We start from the raw sequence: 14,994 nt of genomic DNA on the forward strand, positions 1-14,994 counted from the left end.
CCCCCGGCCGCCGGGTGAGCGGCAGGCGAATTCCATCCGATGTCCCGGTGAACGAATTCATAAGCGGCATAAAACGAACACCCGGCATGATCAAAGGAATTGCACGGAGCATCGACCGGGGATTGTGGAATCTTCGGTAATTGGCCGTCAGTTGAGAGGTTTCCCACATCACATCGTCATCACAAAGCCACTGATTCGCCCGGGCACACAGCTCACTCGCTGTAACGTCGATTGGGTGCGTACCGAACGAAACCTCACCCGTCTGGACCGGGTGTTCGCCAGGCTGGACCGTGAGCCGGAACGACCGGCTCACATCGATGTGCCGAAGATGAGCCGGCACCGGGTCGTTCTGTACTCCGCGACCCTGGCTTTCTACCTGGCGATCGTATGGGCCGTGGTGACCACCTCGTGGCTGGTTCGGCTCGACTGGCAGGTCATGTTCTTCCGGCCCTACCAGCAGTGGCCAAAGATCCACGCCTTCCTCGACTACTACGTCGTGCTCGGCCAGCGCGGCCCCACCGCGGTGATGGTCTCGGCCTGGCTGGGCTGGCGCTCCTGGCGGCAGCACACGCTCCGTCCGCTGCTGACCCTCGCCACCTCACTGCTGCTGCTGAACATCACGGTCGGCGCCGCGAAGATCGGCATGGGCCGGCTCGGACCGCACTACGCCACCGTGATCGGCTCGAACGAGATGGGCCTCGGCGGCGATATATTCCCCAGCGGCCACACCGCCAACGCGGTGGTCACCTGGGGAATCCTGGCGTATCTGGCCTCCACCCCGAGGGCCCGCCGCTGGCTGTCCGCGGTGTCGGCGGTGACCTCGCTGGGCGTCGGCCTCACCACCGTCTACCTCGGTACGCACTGGCTGAGCGACGTATTGCTGGGCTGGGCCGCGGGACTGCTGATCCTGCTGGCACTGCCGTGGTTCGAGCCGCTGATCGCCAAGGCCGAGACGGCCCTCTTCGACCTGCGCGACCGCTGGCGGGCCGGCCGCACGGCCCCCATGCCCGCCGTCCCGGTCACGCCCGTGGTGCTCAAGCCGCGCACCACGCCCGCCGACGGGGCGCCCGCGGCCCGCGAGCCGGTCGCCTCGGTCCGCACGCCCCGGGCACCGATCCACCTGGCCCCCGGCCCGCACACCACGCGCTCCGAGCGCACCCCGGTCACCCCGGCGGGCAGCCGCCGCCCGCCGCACGCGGACCGCGTCCCGCGCGGCGGCGCCCCGGCGGCCCGCCCCATCATCGGCGGCTGACGGCAGCACTGCGGCGGGTCCGGTACGCACGACCACCCGCCGCCGCATCGCCTCAGCCCTTCCAGGCGCGCGCCACCCTGCCGTCCCGCACCTCGAAGTTCAGCCGCCCCACCCGGTACTCCATGGTGATGATCGCGCCGGGCGGCAGCGAACGCACGGTCGACCAGCCGCGCTGCCGCGCCAACCGCTCGGCGGCGGCCGCGTCGAGGCCGACATACCCTTCGGGACTGTCCTTGGGCTCCGCGGGCGGAGTCGGAATCGGTGCCATGCGGCCACGCTAGGCCCTGTCCGGCGACCGGGGAAGCCGGAACGGCGGCGGGCACCCCCGTACACCTCTCCGGTCACGCTTCTGTCACAGGATCACGACATACGTCTCGGTCGAACTCCGTCACACGTCCGGGCGGTTCCCTACGCCTTACCGGCGCATTCGAACGAAATTGCCGCGTGTTGCGAAGCCCCTTCGAAAAGCACCAGGGAAAGTTCCGGGAGTGCCGCTCGGGGACGGCCACGGGGATGCATTCCCGCCGAATCCCAGCGGTCCGCAGGAACTGACGTCGCATAGGAAAATCACCGCGCCTACACAGAACCCCCGTATGCCCACCGCCGGGCCCACCGCGGGGCGGGCGGCACGGCCGCGGAAAACCCGGCGCGACAAGCGAAGGGGTGAGCGATGGGGACCGAGACCGCAGCGGCGACGGTACGCCCGGGGCCGGGCCGACGGCGCGGCCGGATGGCCGTGGACTGGCTCACCACCACCGACCACAAGAAGATCGGCCACCTGTATCTGATCACCTCGTTCGGATTCTTCCTCGTCGGCGGGGTGATGGCCCTGCTGATGCGCGCCGAACTCGCCCGCCCCGGGCTGCAGATCGTCGACAACGAGCAGTTCAACCAGTTGTTCACGCTGCACGGCACGATCATGCTGCTGCTGTTCGCGACGCCCAGCTTCGCCGGCTTCGCCAATGAGCTGATGCCGCTGCAGATCGGCGCCCCCGACGTCGCCTTCCCCCGGCTGAACATGCTGTCGTACTGGTTCTTCCTGTTCGGCGGCCTCATCGTGGTCGGCTCGCTGGCGGTGCCGAACGGCCCGGCCGCCTTCGGCTGGTTCGCCTACGCGCCGCTCAACAGCGGCACACACTCCCCCGGCGTCGGACCCGATCTATGGATCATGGGTCTCGCGCTGGCCGGTTTCGGGACGATCCTCGGCGCGGTCAACTTCATCACCACCATCATCGGGATGCGCGCCCCGGGCATGACCATGTTCCGGTTGCCGGTCTTCACCTGGAACACGCTGTTCACGTCGGTCCTGATCCTGATGGCGTTCCCGGTGCTGGCGGCGGCGCTGCTGGTGCTGGAGGCGGACCGGCGGTTCGGCTCCCGGGTGTTCGAGGCGGCGAACGGCGGGGCGCTGCTGTGGCAGCACCTGTTCTGGTTCTTCGGGCATCCCGAGGTGTACATCATCGCGCTGCCGTTCTTCGGGATCATCACGGAGATCATCCCGGTCTTCAGCCGTAAACCGATCTTCGGTTATCTGACCCTGGTCGGCGCGACGATGACGATCACCGGACTGTCCATCGTGGTGTGGGCGCACCACATGTTCGCCACGGGCGCGGTGCTGCTGCCGTTCTTCTCCTTCATGTCGTTCCTGATCGCGGTGCCGACAGGGGTGAAGTTCTTCAACTGGACCGGCACCATGCTGAAGGGTTCGCTGTCCTTCGAGACGCCGATGCTGTGGTCGTGCGGCTTCCTCGCGACGTTTCTGCTCGGCGGGCTGACCGGGGTGATCCTGGCGTCGCCGCCGATGGACTTCCACGTCACGGACTCGTACTTCGTGGTCGCGCACTTCCACTACGTCGTGTTCGGCACCGTCGTCTTCGCGATCTTCGCCGGCTTCTCCTTCTGGTGGCCGAAGTTCACCGGGAAGATGCTCGACGAGCGGCTCGGGAAGATCCACTTCTGGACGCTGTTCGTCGGCTTCCACACCACCTTCCTGGTGCAGCACTGGCTGGGCGCGGAGGGCATGCCGCGCCGCTACGCCGACTACCTCGCCGCCGACGGCTTCACCGCGCTGAACACGGTCTCCTCGATCGGCGCCTTCCTGCTCGGCCTTTCAACGCTGCCGTTCCTCTACAACGTCTGGTGGACCACCCGGTACGGCGAGCGGGTCCAGGCCGACGATCCCTGGGGCTACGGGCGCTCCCTGGAATGGGCGACCTCGTGTCCGCCGCCGCGGCACAACTTCATCACCCTGCCGCGGATCCGGTCCGAGGCCCCGGCGTTCGACCTGCACCATCCTGAGTACGCGGCCCTGGAGGCCGCCCGCCCCGCGCCGGCGCCCGAGCACATGTGAGCGACCCACACGCCGAGCACGCACGCCCCGCCCGGTGGTGGACCGGGCGGGGCGTGGCCGCGCGATGGCGGGTGCGGCTACAGGGAGAGGCGCTGGCCGGGCACGATCAGGTCGGGGTCCGTGCCGATCACAGCCTTGTTGACGGCGTAGACGCGCTGCCAACTGGTCCCGTGCCGGGCAGCGATGCCGCTGAGTGTGTCACCCTCGCGAACGGTGTAGTCACCGCGGGACGCAGAGCGGGAGGAGCCACGGTCGGCGACATCCCGCTGTCCCGACGGCGCGGAGCGCGCGGACTCCGCGGAAGCGCTCCCCACGGGAGTGCTTCCCGCACCCCGCGACGTGCGGGCCGACGTGCTCGCGTCCGAGCCGTTCGCAGTCCCGGCTCCGGGGGAGCTTGCCGCGGGCGCGGTGCCGGACGCGCCGGCGCGGGCCGAACAGACCGGCCAGGCGCCCCAGCCCTGGGCGCCCTGGACCTTGGTGGCGACGGCGATCTGCTGCGCCCGGGTGGCCCGGTCGGCGGTCGGCGCGTACGCCGTGCCGCCGTAGGCGCGCCAGGTGCCGGCGGAGAACTGGAGCCCGCCGTAGTAGCCGTTGCCGGTGTTGATGTGCCAGTTGCCGCCGCTCTCGCACTGGGCGATGCGGTCCCAAACTCCGCCGTCCGCCGCCGCGGCGCTGTCGGCCGCGGCCAGCACCCCGAGCGGGGCCAGCAGCGCCGCCCCGGCCAGGGCCGCCATCGTCCGCGCCCGGCGGGCACTGTCGCCCCGGGCGCCGTCCGTCCGAACGTCGTTGCGGGTGGTATCGGCACATTCGGTCATGTAATTCCCTCTCCACGAACCCGGGGTCCCCCAAGCCGGGGCGCGACCTCCGCGCAGGGACGCGGGGCGCCGCGCTCCGACCCGTCCGCCCACACCGGTGCCGTGATGGTGCCGACCCGGCGGCGGCGGACGTACCCGAGCGGTGCTCGTTGCACACGGCGGAGGAATCTAGGCAGCCGGGCGCGCCGGTTTCAACCAACTCCTCATCAATCCAGGCCAGTTGCCCGTTACCCCGGGTATCGGCGATTTTAGGACACCCATTTCATTCGCCGATTTCCGGATTTGTCGACCAGTCATCCAGTCGACCTGTGACCCAGTTCACCGCATCAAGTCCCGTTGATCCGCAGGGAGTTGACAAGGAGTGAAGGATTCCGCACCGAGGGTGACGCGGTGCGCTGGATGGTGCGATTCCGTTCTTCCCGGAGCGTGACTCCCGCCACAGGTCGCCCGTTGTCTTCTTCATGAGCCCGGAACCCCGGGGCTCACGGGCCGGGAGCCACCCGGTCGCACCGCACCGCATCCCGAGGGAGCCACCGTGCCGCGCATGCTCGACGTCAGCGACGCCGTACGCGCCGAGATCGGCGACGAAGAAGCCGACCGGCTGCTCGCCGGAGAGAACGCCCCGGGCAGTTACGACTGCACCTCCTGCCGCACCCCGGGCGACTCCGAGCAGGAGCGCACCAGCACCGTCCTGTTCATCGGGGACGAAACCGCCGTCCTCGCCTTCGCCCACGCCGGCTGCCTGCCCTCGCAGGTCGTCCAGGTCACCGAGGAGCAACTGCGCGGGGCGGTCCGCTCCATCAACGGCGACGCCGCCTCCGGCGGCGGCCCGGTGAACGCGGTACCCGAGCAGGCCGTGCTCGGGGTGACCAGCGGGCTCGTCCTGATCGCCGGGGAACTGCACCCGGCGCTCGTCGTGGAGCCGACCGCGCCGATCGCGCGCCCCGGCACGGCCGGGACCGGGGACGACTTCCTGCCGCTGCTCATCGAGCAGGGGTTCATGCCGCTGACCGCGCTGAACGCGGTGCCGCCGGTGCTGCACGGCTGGTCCGTGCTGCTCGCGGTGGGTCAGCTGCACGCCGTCCTGCAGCCGGGCACCAACGGGGGTCAGCCGGTCGCCTGGTGGCAGGCGCACCAGCCGCTGCAGGTGACCGACAGTTGGCGGGCCGCCGCCAACAAGCACCAGCAGGTGCTGATGTTCGCGGCCCCCGTGGGCTCCATCGGACGCCAGCCCCGCGAGGACCTGCTGCGGGACGCGCTGGACAGGGCCGCGGCGGGCGGGAAGCTGGTCGCGGCCACGCTGCCGCTGGCCGGTACCTGACGGCGCCGCACGCCCTCGAAGTGCCCGGCTCCGTCCGCCACCGCGGGTGGTGCGTGGCCCGTCGCGCAGTTCCGCGCGCCCCCGATGCCGCCCGGCCGGGCCGCATCCCGATCGACTCCGGGTCGTTTGGACATACGTGCACGCATACGACGTTTCTCCCCGCCGCCCGTCCTTCTCCCCCGTGCCGTCCGCCAGGGTCGGTCAGGACTCCCTCGGCAGCCCCTCGGCCACCCCCATCTACGACTCTCTCTGCGCTGAGTGGCTCAAGACCTTCCGGGCGCTGCCGGGCGACCGCAGCGGCGAGGAGGACCTGAAGTTCATCGCCTTCGGGATCACCCCGCACACCACCGACGCGCACGACACGACGGGCACGTACGGCACGGGGTCGTACAGCACGGGGTCATACGGCACGGGGTCGTACGGCTCACACGCGTACACCGCCTATAGCGCCGGGGCCCACAGCACCCGCCATGGCACCGGGCAGCAGCAGACGCAGTGGCAGCGGGTCGGGTCGGTGGGGCGGCAGGAGAACGGGATGCATCATGTGCCCGCCGCGCTGCCGCCCGGGCCGCGCCGGGGAGCGTGACCGTACGACAGCGAAGGGGCGGCCCCCACGGGGGCCGCCCCTTCGTCTGTTTCTTCCCACTTCTCCCCGTTGTTCCTTCTCGCGCTATTCCTTGTCCGCGTTACTTCTTCTTCGCGCCGCGCTTCTCACGCACCCGCACCGAGATATGGATCGGCGTCCCCTCGAAACCGAACTCCTCGCGCAGCCGGCGCTCGATGAAGCGCCGGTAGCCCGCCTCGATGAAGCCGGACGCGAACAGGACGAACCGCGGCGGCTTGGTCCCGGCCTGGGTGCCGAACAGGATGCGCGGCTGCTTACCGCCCCGGACCGGGTGCGGGTGGGCCGCGACCAGCTCGCCGAGGAACGCGTTGAGGCGGCCGGTCGGCACGCGCGTCTCCCAGCCCGCCAGGGCCGTCTCGATCGCCGGGACCAACTTCTCCATGTGCCGACCGGTGTGCGCCGAGACATTGACCCGGGGCGCCCAGGCGACCTGGCCCAGCTCGGTCTCGATCTCCCGTTCCAGGTAGTAGCGGCGCTCCTCGTCCAGCGTGTCCCACTTGTTGTAGGCGAGGACCATCGCGCGGCCCGCCTCGACGGCCATCGTGACGATGCGCTGGTCCTGCACGGAGATGCTGTCGGCGGCGTCGATCAGGACGACGGCGACCTCCGCCTTCTCCACCGCCGCTGCGGTGCGCAGCGAGGCATAGTAGTCGGCGCCCTGCTGGAGGTGGACACGCTTGCGGATACCGGCCGTGTCGACGAACTTCCAGGTAGTACCGCCGAGTTCGATCAGCTCGTCGACCGGGTCGCGGGTGGTGCCCGCGAGTTCGTTGACGACGACGCGCTCCTCGCCGGCCACCTTGTTCAGCAGTGACGACTTGCCGACATTCGGGCGGCCGATCAGCGCGATGCGGCGCGGGCCGCCGAGCGCGGTGCCGAAGGTCTGCTCGGGCGCGTCCGGCAGCACCTCCAGGACGGCGTCCAGCATGTCACCGGTGCCTCGGCCGTGCAGCGCGGAGACGGGGTGCGGCTCGCCGAGACCGAGCGACCACAGATAGGTGGCGTCCGCCTCACCGCTCGGGCCGTCGACCTTGTTGGCGCACAGCACGACCGGCTTGCCGGCCTTGCGCAGCAGCCGTACGACCGCCTCGTCGGTGTCGGTCGCGCCGACCTTGGCGTCGACCACGAAGACGACCGCGTCGGCCGCCTCGATCGCGTACTCGGCCTGCGCGGCGACGGAGGCGTCGATGCCGAGGACGTCCTGCTCCCAGCCGCCGGTGTCGACGACCTTGAAGCGGCGGCCCGCCCATTCGGCCTCGTAGGTGACACGGTCGCGGGTGACGCCGGGCTTGTCCTCGACCACCGCCTCACGGCGGCCGATGATCCGGTTCACCAGGGTCGACTTGCCGACATTGGGGCGGCCGACGACGGCGAGCACGGGCAGCGGGCCGTGGCCCGCCGCCTCGATGGCGCCCTCGACGTCCGCGACGTCGAAGCCCTCCTCCGCGGCCAGCTCCATGAACTCCGCGTACTCGACGTCGCCGAGCGCCCCGTGCTCGTACTCGTGCTCGGCCGAGCCGTCGGGCTGGATCCGGTCGTTCATGAAGTCCGTACCTCGTTCATCGTGGTGATCGGTGGAGCCCCGCGCTCACGGAACTCCACTACTCAAAGTGTCGACTACTCAAAGTGTCGACCGGCGCCCGGTGAAGCGCCTGGCTTCTTCCAGGTGCGCGCTCAGCTGCTTCTGGATGCGTTCGGTGGCCTCGTCCAGCGCCTTGCGGGTCCGCCGGCCGCTGCCGCCCGCCGGTCGCCCACCGCCGCCCGTGTCCGGGCTTCGCGCCTCTTCGACAGCCTGGAAGGGGTCGCCGAAGACGACGTCGACGCGGGAGCGCAGCGGGGGCAGCGCCGCGATCAACCGTCCGCGGCGGTCGGTGCTTCCCAGCACGGCCACCGGCACGATCGGCGCCCCGCTGCGGACGGCGAAGTAGGCGAGCCCGGCGCGCAGCGAGGCGAAGTCGCCCTCGCCCCGGGTGCCCTCCGGGAAGATGCCCAGCACGCCGCCGTCCGCCAGCACGCCGAGCGCCCCGATGATCGCCGTCCGGTCGGCGGTGGCACGGTCCACCTTCAGCTGGCCGATGCCGGTCAGGAAGGGGCCGAGCGGGCCGATGAACGCCTCCTTCTTGATCAGGAAGTGCGTCGGCCGGGGCGCCACGCCCATGACCATCGGGCCGTCGATGTTGTGGGAGTGGTTGACGGCGAGGATCACCGGACCGCTCGCGGGCACCTTCCAGGAGCCCAGTACCCGTGGCCGCCACAGCCCGTACATGAGCCCGACGCCGATGCGCCGTCCGATCTCGGCGCCCCGGACCAAGGGGGCCCCGCTCGCGGGTGCTGCGGTCACTTCCCGGCCCGTTTCTCCTCGACGAGGGTCACGACGCACTCGATGACCTGCGCCAGCGTGAGTTCCGTGGTGTCCACCTCGACCGCGTCGTCCGCCTTGGCGAGCGGCGAGGCCGTGCGGCTGGAGTCGGCCGCGTCCCGCTTCAGCAGCGCCTCGCGGGTCGAGTGCACATCGGCGCCCTTCAGCTCGCCGCTGCGCCGGGCGGCCCGTGCCTCCGGGGAGGCGGTGAGGAACACCTTCAGGTCGGCGTCGGGCAGCACGGTCGTACCGATGTCGCGGCCCTCGACCACGATGCCGCGCTCCGCCGAGCCGGCCAGCGAGCGCTGTAGCTCGGTGATCCGGGCGCGCACCTCGGGCACCGCGCTGACGGCGCTGACCTTGGCGGTGACCTCCTGGGTGCGGATCGGTCCGGCCACGTCGACACCGTCCACGACGATCGTGGGGTTGGCGGGGTCGGTGCCGGAGACGATCTCCGGCTTGCCGGCCACGGCGGCGATCGCCGAGGGGTCCTCCAGGTCGATGCCGTTGCTCACCATCCACCAGGTGATGGCCCGGTACTGGGCCCCGGTGTCCAGGTAGCTCAGACCGAGCTGGGCGGCCACGGCCTTCGAGGTGCTCGACTTGCCCGTGCCGGAGGGGCCGTCGATCGCGACGACTACGGGCGGAGCGCTTTCCACGGTGAGGACGCCTTCCTGGTCCAGGGTGCGGGGTGGGGGCGTGGGACCGCCCTGGACAAGGTTACTGGGTGAATGTCACTCGTCCGGCCGCCTACTGCCGGATCGCCCAGCCCCGCTCCCGCAGGGCGGCCGTCAGCACGGGCGCCGCCTTCGGCTCCACCATCAGCTGCACCAGACCCGCCTGCTGACCGGTCGCGTGCTCGATCCGTACGTCCTCGACGTTGACGCCCGCCCGGCCCGCGTCGGCGAAGATACGGGCCAGCTGGCCCGGCTGGTCGTCGATGAGCACGGCGACCGTCTCGTACACGCGCGGGGCGCTGCCGTGCTTGCCGGGCACCCGGACCTGGCCGGCGTTGCCGCGCCGCAGCATGTCCTCGACGCCGGTGGTGCCCTCGCGCCGCTTGGTCTCGTCCGAGGACTGAAGGGCCCGCAGGGCGCGCACGGTCTCGTCGAGGTCGGCGGAGACGTCGGCGAGCAGGTCGGCGACCGGCTCCGGGTTCGCGGACAGGATGTCGATCCACATCCCGGGGTCGGAGGCGGCGATCCGGGTCACGTCCCGGATGCCCTGTCCGCACAGCCGTACGGCGGCCTCCTCGGCGTGCTCCAGGCGGGCGGCCACCATGCTGGAGATCAGATGGGGCATGTGGGAGACCAGGGCGACGGCCCGGTCGTGGGCGTCGGCGTCCATGACGACCGGCACCGCCCGGCAGTGCGAGACCAGTTCCAGGGCGAGGTTCAGCACCTCGGTGTCGGTGTCCCGGGTGGGGGTCAGCACCCAGGGGCGGCCCTCGAACAGGTCGCCCGTCGCCGCCAGGGGGCCGGACCTCTCACGGCCGGACATGGGGTGCGTGCCGATGTACCGGGACAGCACGGTCTCGTCGAGGCCCAGTGCCTCCAGGTCACGGCGCGGTCCGCCCTTGACGCTGGCCACGTCGAGGTAGCCGCGGGCGACACCGCGGCGCATGGCGTCCGCGAGGACGGCGGCCACATGCGCCGGCGGGGCGGCGACGATCGCCAGGTCGACGGGGCCGTCCGGGGCCTCGTCGGTGCCGGCGCCGAGCGCGGCGGCCGTGCGCGCCTGCCCGGGGTCGTGGTCGGTGAGGTGGACGACGACGCCCCGCTGGGACAGGGCGAGCCCGGCGGAGGTGCCGATGAGCCCGGTGCCGATGACGAGTGCGGTCCTCACTGGGCGATGTCCTTGCGCAGGGCGGCGGCCGCGCCGAGGTAGACATGGGCGAGGTCGGCGCGGGGCCGCTCGGACTCGATGTGCGCGAGGACGCGGACCACCCGCGGCATGGCGCCCTCGATGTCCAGCTCCTGGGCGCAGATCAGCGGTACGTCGACGATGCCGAGCTTGCGGGCGGCGGCAGCCGGGAAGTCGCTGTGCAGGTCGGGCGTGGCCGTGAACCAGATGCTGATCAGGTCGTCGGCGGTCAGCCCGTTCCGCTCCAGGAGGGCGGTGAGCAAAGCCCCGACCCGCTCGTCCATGTGGCCGGCCTCGTCCCGTTCCAGCTGGACGGCCCCCCGGACCGCTCGTACCGCCACGGCGCTGCTCCTTGCTGAGATGAGGTGCCCATCGGCTCTTCGACCGTCCAGCCTAGTCAGCCGCCGCCCGCCGGGTGCTCGCCGCCCGCCCGCTGAGACGGGCTATCGGCTCGGCGGCCGGCTCCGGGGGCAGGCCGGACGGCACGGCCGGCCCGGATCTGGCGAGCACGTCGAGCAGACCGCACAGCGGATTGGCGGCGCCGCCGTGCTGGGCCTGGCCGGCGGCCAGGAGCAGGGCGCCGAGGACGCTGCCGGCGGGGGCGTCGCCGCCGGTCTGGCCGAGGAGTCCGCCGAGCAGGCTGCCGGGGTCGTGAGCCGCCATGATCACGCCTTTCGCCGACGGCCGGGCGCCGGACCGTGCCCGGCCTCCAGACCGCCAATGTCACGTGGATCGCCCGCTCGCGCTACTCGGAGTGAGACAGCGGGTGCGCTCCGTGCGAGTTTGGGCTATCGGGTGGTAGAAATGCGCCTTTTGCTGCACTCCATCCTGAATTGCTTCTTCGGAGGTGACTTCGGTGCCAGGATGCTGCTGCTCCGCTCGGAGCGACTCCCCCCACGACCCGGCTGCTGCCCGGTCCTTCCGCACGTTCGGAGTGACGACATGACGCACGGAGCGACGACATGACCCACGACTCGACGCGGCGCACAGTGCTGGCGACGGGCGCGGCGGCGATCGCCGCGCCCGCGGTCGGCTGCGGCAGCGAGGGCGGATCGGCCTCGGCCACGAGCCCCACGACGACCGCCGCACCCGCCACCACGACCGCCTCCACCGGCGCCGGCAGCCCCAGCGCTCCCCCGTCCGCAGGCGCCACGGGCCAGGAGCTGGCGCACACCAGCGACATCCCGGTCGGCGGCGGCAAGGTCTTCGCCCAGCAGAAGATCGTGGTCACCCAGCCGACACCGAGCAACTTCAAGGCATTCTCGGCGATCTGCACCCACCGGGGCTGCACGGTCAACAGGGTGGCCGACGGCACCATCGACTGCCCCTGCCACGGCAGCAGGTTCCATATCGCCGACGGCTCGGTGGCGCACGGCCCGGCGCTCCTGCCGCTGCCCGCCAAGAGCATCAAGGTGCAGGGAAATTCGATCCACCTGGCGTGACCGGACGCGTACCCTCCCGGGCATGCAGCCCCTGGACCTGGTGCGCGACCACACGATCTACGCCTGTGTGATGGGTTCCCGCGCCTTCGGCCTCGCGACCGACGCCAGTGACACCGACCGGCGCGGTGTGTTCCTGGCTCCCACTCCCCTGTTCTGGCGGTTCGAGAAGCCGCCGACGCATCTGGAGGGTCCGGCGCCGGAACAGTTCAGCTGGGAGCTGGAGCGCTTCTGCGAGCTGGCGCTGCGCGCGAACCCGAACATCCTGGAGTGCCTGCACTCGCCGCTGGTGGAGCACCTGGACGACACGGGCCGTGAACTGCTGGCGCTGCGCGGGGCGTTCCTCTCCCGCCAGGCGTACGACACGTTCACGCGGTACGCCCTGGGCCAGCGCAGGAAGCTCGAAGCCGACCTGCGCGGGCACGGCGCACCGCGCTGGAAGCACGCGATGCACCTGCTGCGGCTGCTCATGACCGCCCGCGATCTGCTGCGCACGGGGGTGCTGACGGTCGAGGTCGGCGACCGGCGGGAGTCCCTGCTGGCGGTGCGGCGCGGCGAGGTCCCGTGGCCGGAGGTCGAGGCCCGGATGACCCGTCTGGCCGCGGAGACCGAGCGGGCCGCGCTCGGCTCCCCGCTGCCGACGGAGCCGGACCGCCGCCGGGTGGCGGACTTCCTGTTCCGGGCCCGCCGCGCCTCAGCCCTGCGCGCGGAAGCCGCCCGAGCCGATGCCATCGGTGCCGATACCGCCACCGGAACCGATGCCTCCGCGGCGCTGGCCGTCGGGGCGCAGTCCGTCGCAGCCGATGCCGTCGGCGTCGACCCCCGGTAGCCGGACGCGCACCACGAAGTCGTGCAGGGCGCCGGGCGCACCGGGCAGCGGCGAAGCCGCCTGCGCCTCGTCGAGCAGGGCGTGCAGCCGCTCCACGTCGGCCGCCACGCGCGCGTGGTCGACGTCGGCGGTCCCGTGCTCGTGCCGCGCCTTGGCCGCGATCAGGTCGGGCAGATAACCGGGGGCTCCCGCGCCCGCTTCCCCGAAGAGGGTGGGCAGATGGGCCTGCACCTCGCCGCTGCGCATCGGATGGATGCCGGTGAGGAGCACACGGAAGGTGTACAGCAGCGGCTTGAGTTCGCCGGTCTTCTCGAACAGTCGCCACTGGGTCACCGCGAACCCCCGGTAGTGATGGGCGTGGTGGCTGGTCAGGACGCCGGGGGCGAGCGCGGCCAGCTCCCGGTGCGCGTCACCGGTGTGCACGACGAGCGGTGAGAGCAGTGCTCCAGCACTTAGAGCTGCGAACAGAATGGGAGTCCGATCAGCGTGCGGCGCAGCATCAGCCGGACGAACTTGCGCAGGTCATGGGTGACGAGGTCCAGTTCGACGCCCTGCCGGTCCCATGTCCTCGACCGGGTCTCCACGGGCTCGTGCAGCCCCACCAGCGCGGTGGCCGGCAGCAGATGCACCCCTCGCAGGTCCAGGTCGGAGTCCTCGGAGGGGAAGCCGTAGAGATGCGCGCCCGAGACCGTCGCGAACAGCAGCGGGTCGGGCTGTTCGGCGACCACGGAGGTCAGGTCCACGCCGAGTTCGTCGATCACCGGCTAAGCGTCCCAGAGCGCTCCGAGCGTGAGCAGGTCGCCCCGGTACTCGATCCGGTCCGCCCACGTGGTGGGCCACGCCTGAGCACCCAGCCAGGCACCCGCGAACGCCCCGGTGAGACAGGCGATGGAGTCGGAGTCGCCACTGGAGCAGGCGGCGCGGCGCAGCGCGGTGACCGGCTCATCGGGGAAGAGCAGAAAGCACAGCAGGCCGGTCGCCAGGGCCTCCTCGGCGATCCAGCCCGCCCCGGTGGCCAGGCACGGGTCGCTCTCCGGCGCGGGCGTGCGCAGGGCGTCCTCCAGGCGGTCCAGGATCGCGAGGCACTCGTCCCAGCCGCGCGCGATGAAATGCTCGGGCGTGGGGTCCTGCGCGCGGGTCCACAGATCGCCGAGCCAGGTGTGGTGGTAGCGGGTGCGGTTGTCGTGGGCGTACGCGCGCAGCCGGCCGACCAGTCCGGCGGGCTCGACGCCCTGGGCGAGCAGCCGTACGGCGCGGGCGGTGAGGTCGGAGGCGGCCAGCGCCGTGGGGTGCCCGTGGGTGAGCGCGGACTGCAACTGGGCGGCGCCCGCCCGCTGTTCGTCGCTCAGTCCGGGGGCGAGCCCGACCGGTGCCACCCGCATGTTGGCGCCGCAGCCCTTGGAGCCGATCTGGCTGGCCTCCTGCCAGGTCCGCCCCTTCTCCTTCAGCAGGTCGCACGCGGTCAGACAGGTGTTGCCCGGGGCCCGGTTGTTCTCCGGTGACCGGTACCAGTCGACGAACTCCTCGCGCAGCGGCCGCTCCAGGCCCTTCGGTCCGAGCACCCCACGGTCCATGGCCGTGCGCAGCCCGCGCCCCAGGGCCAGCGTCATCTGTGTGTCGTCCGAGACGAGGGCCCGGCGCGGCAGCTCCATCTCCCGCCAGGGGCCGCACTTGGCGAGGATCGACGGGACGTCGTTGAACTCGGTGGGGAAGCCGAGCGCGTCCCCGAGGGCGAGGCCCAGCAGGGATCCGGTGGCGGCGCGCTTGGAGACGGTGCCGGTCATGCGGGACGTCCTTCCCTGGACGGTCGGAGCAGGGGCGGGTGCAGAACGGTGGCGCCGCCCGCGCGGTAGAGGGCGGCCGGCTTGCCGCGCCCGCCGGTCAGCCGGGCGGCTCCGGCGGCCGGTTCGACGAAGCCGGGCGTGGCGAGCACCTTGCGGCGGAAGTTGGGGCGGTCGAGGGTGCTGCCCCAGACCGCCTCGTACACCTGTAGCAGCTCGCCGAGCGTGAAGGCGGCCGGACAGAAGGCGGTGGCGGCACAGGTGTGTTCGAGCTGGGCGCCGACCCGGTCGCGGGCGTCGGCCAGGATCCGGCCGTGGTCGAAGGCGAGCGGCGGGGCCGCGTCGTACGGCAGCCAGCGC

At 71.6% G+C, this 14,994-nt stretch carries 16 protein-coding genes and 2 pseudogenes; 7 read left to right on the forward strand and 11 right to left on the reverse strand.

What is annotated here, in order from left to right; all coding sequences use genetic code 11:
* Nucleotides 1-235 precede the first annotated feature (235 nt).
* A complete protein-coding gene (locus ACWEKM_RS23880) occupies nt 236-1,252 on the forward strand; it encodes a phosphatase PAP2 family protein (protein WP_451623233.1) in 1,017 nt (338 codons plus the stop codon).
* Nucleotides 1,253-1,304: 52 nt separating this feature from the next.
* On the opposite strand, the gene ACWEKM_RS23885 is transcribed toward ACWEKM_RS23880, so the two are convergent.
* Nucleotides 1,305-1,520 carry an I78 family peptidase inhibitor gene (locus tag ACWEKM_RS23885; RefSeq protein WP_121888151.1) on the reverse strand — a complete coding sequence of 72 codons (216 nt, stop codon included), beginning with the start codon at nt 1,518-1,520 and terminating at the stop codon, nt 1,305-1,307.
* Nucleotides 1,521-1,922: 402 nt separating this feature from the next.
* Between ACWEKM_RS23885 and ctaD the strand changes: the two genes are divergently transcribed.
* Entirely contained in the window at nt 1,923-3,602 is a 1,680-nt protein-coding gene (gene ctaD / locus ACWEKM_RS23890; RefSeq protein WP_451623234.1) for an aa3-type cytochrome oxidase subunit I, read from the forward strand.
* A 77-nt stretch (nt 3,603-3,679) separates the two neighbouring features.
* Here the strand turns inward: ctaD and ACWEKM_RS23895 are convergent, their stop codons facing one another.
* Nucleotides 3,680-4,417: a LysM peptidoglycan-binding domain-containing protein gene (locus tag ACWEKM_RS23895; protein WP_451623235.1), complete on the reverse strand. Its 738-nt coding sequence runs from the start codon at nt 4,415-4,417 to the stop codon at nt 3,680-3,682.
* 535 nt (nt 4,418-4,952) lie between these two features.
* Between ACWEKM_RS23895 and ACWEKM_RS23900 the strand changes: the two genes are divergently transcribed.
* Both ACWEKM_RS23900 and ACWEKM_RS23905 read left to right on the forward strand, forming a co-directional pair.
* Nucleotides 4,953-5,738: a hypothetical protein gene (locus tag ACWEKM_RS23900; protein ID WP_451623236.1), complete on the forward strand. Its 786-nt coding sequence runs from the start codon at nt 4,953-4,955 to the stop codon at nt 5,736-5,738.
* Nucleotides 5,739-5,874: 136 nt separating this feature from the next.
* A complete protein-coding gene (locus ACWEKM_RS23905) occupies nt 5,875-6,324 on the forward strand; it encodes a hypothetical protein (protein WP_451623237.1) in 450 nt (149 codons plus the stop codon).
* Nucleotides 6,325-6,424: 100 nt separating this feature from the next.
* Here the strand turns inward: ACWEKM_RS23905 and der are convergent, their stop codons facing one another.
* The 6 genes from der to ACWEKM_RS23935 all read right to left on the reverse strand — a co-directional run bounded on the left by der (nt 6,425) and on the right by ACWEKM_RS23935 (nt 11,248).
* Nucleotides 6,425-7,906 carry a ribosome biogenesis GTPase Der gene (gene der, locus ACWEKM_RS23910; protein WP_451623238.1) on the reverse strand — a complete coding sequence of 494 codons (1,482 nt, stop codon included), beginning with the start codon at nt 7,904-7,906 and terminating at the stop codon, nt 6,425-6,427.
* 78 nt (nt 7,907-7,984) lie between these two features.
* Nucleotides 7,985-8,704, reverse strand: coding sequence for a lysophospholipid acyltransferase family protein (locus ACWEKM_RS23915; protein ID WP_451623239.1), 720 nt, complete (start codon nt 8,702-8,704; stop codon nt 7,985-7,987).
* Nucleotides 8,701-9,381: a (d)CMP kinase gene (gene cmk, locus ACWEKM_RS23920; RefSeq protein WP_451623240.1), complete on the reverse strand. Its 681-nt coding sequence runs from the start codon at nt 9,379-9,381 to the stop codon at nt 8,701-8,703. The genes ACWEKM_RS23915 and cmk overlap by 4 nt, the downstream gene beginning before the upstream one ends.
* 91 nt (nt 9,382-9,472) lie before the next feature.
* Nucleotides 9,473-10,567 carry a prephenate dehydrogenase gene (locus tag ACWEKM_RS23925; protein ID WP_451623241.1) on the reverse strand — a complete coding sequence of 365 codons (1,095 nt, stop codon included), beginning with the start codon at nt 10,565-10,567 and terminating at the stop codon, nt 9,473-9,475.
* Nucleotides 10,564-10,926 (reverse strand): chorismate mutase, encoded by a 363-nt coding sequence (gene aroH, locus ACWEKM_RS23930; protein ID WP_451623242.1) that lies wholly within the window; start codon nt 10,924-10,926, stop codon nt 10,564-10,566. The genes ACWEKM_RS23925 and aroH overlap by 4 nt, the downstream gene beginning before the upstream one ends.
* A gap of 52 nt (nt 10,927-10,978) precedes the next feature.
* Nucleotides 10,979-11,248 carry a hypothetical protein gene (locus ACWEKM_RS23935; protein WP_451623243.1) on the reverse strand — a complete coding sequence of 90 codons (270 nt, stop codon included), beginning with the start codon at nt 11,246-11,248 and terminating at the stop codon, nt 10,979-10,981.
* A 117-nt stretch (nt 11,249-11,365) separates the two neighbouring features.
* On the opposite strand from ACWEKM_RS23935, the pseudogene ACWEKM_RS23940 reads away from it, so the two are divergent.
* The 3 genes and pseudogenes from ACWEKM_RS23940 to ACWEKM_RS23950 all read left to right on the forward strand — a co-directional run.
* Nucleotides 11,366-11,479 (forward strand): annotated as a pseudogene (locus ACWEKM_RS23940) (DUF6529 family protein); the annotation flags it as partial.
* A 68-nt stretch (nt 11,480-11,547) separates the two neighbouring features.
* On the forward strand, nt 11,548-12,027 hold the full coding sequence (locus ACWEKM_RS23945; RefSeq protein ID WP_451623244.1) for a Rieske (2Fe-2S) protein: 480 nt from the start codon (nt 11,548-11,550) through the stop codon (nt 12,025-12,027).
* A gap of 22 nt (nt 12,028-12,049) precedes the next feature.
* A complete protein-coding gene (locus ACWEKM_RS23950) occupies nt 12,050-12,853 on the forward strand; it encodes a nucleotidyltransferase domain-containing protein (protein WP_451623245.1) in 804 nt (267 codons plus the stop codon).
* On the opposite strand, the pseudogene ACWEKM_RS23955 reads toward ACWEKM_RS23950, so the two are convergent.
* From ACWEKM_RS23955 to ACWEKM_RS23965, 3 genes and pseudogenes are all read right to left on the reverse strand, one after another.
* Nucleotides 12,845-13,614: pseudogene (locus tag ACWEKM_RS23955) on the reverse strand (nucleotidyltransferase domain-containing protein); the annotation flags it as partial. The gene ACWEKM_RS23950 and the pseudogene ACWEKM_RS23955 sit on opposite strands and share 9 nt — an antisense overlap.
* Before the next feature lie 3 nt (nt 13,615-13,617).
* Nucleotides 13,618-14,637, reverse strand: coding sequence for an ADP-ribosylglycohydrolase family protein (locus tag ACWEKM_RS23960; RefSeq protein ID WP_451623246.1), 1,020 nt, complete (start codon nt 14,635-14,637; stop codon nt 13,618-13,620).
* Nucleotides 14,634-14,994, reverse strand: a 361-nt coding sequence (locus ACWEKM_RS23965; protein ID WP_451623247.1) for an NrtR DNA-binding winged helix domain-containing protein, incomplete at its 5' end; no start/stop codon positions are given. The genes ACWEKM_RS23965 and ACWEKM_RS23960, both read right to left, overlap by 4 nt.

Source organism: Streptomyces sp. NPDC004752 (assembly GCF_053601275.1).

Coding starts and splice junctions, on each gene's coding strand:
- ACWEKM_RS23885 (WP_121888151.1), bottom strand. CDS start 1,520: ATGGCACCGATTCCGACTCCGCCCGCGGAGCCCAAGGACAGTCCCGAA.
- ctaD (WP_451623234.1), top strand. CDS start 1,923: ATGGGGACCGAGACCGCAGCGGCGACGGTACGCCCGGGGCCGGGCCGA.
- ACWEKM_RS23895 (WP_451623235.1), bottom strand. CDS start 4,417: ATGACCGAATGTGCCGATACCACCCGCAACGACGTTCGGACGGACGGC.
- der (WP_451623238.1), bottom strand. CDS start 7,906: ATGAACGACCGGATCCAGCCCGACGGCTCGGCCGAGCACGAGTACGAG.
- ACWEKM_RS23935 (WP_451623243.1), bottom strand. CDS start 11,248: ATGGCGGCTCACGACCCCGGCAGCCTGCTCGGCGGACTCCTCGGCCAG.
- ACWEKM_RS23945 (WP_451623244.1), top strand. CDS start 11,548: ATGACCCACGACTCGACGCGGCGCACAGTGCTGGCGACGGGCGCGGCG.
- ACWEKM_RS23950 (WP_451623245.1), top strand. CDS start 12,050: ATGCAGCCCCTGGACCTGGTGCGCGACCACACGATCTACGCCTGTGTG.
- ACWEKM_RS23960 (WP_451623246.1), bottom strand. CDS start 14,637: ATGACCGGCACCGTCTCCAAGCGCGCCGCCACCGGATCCCTGCTGGGC.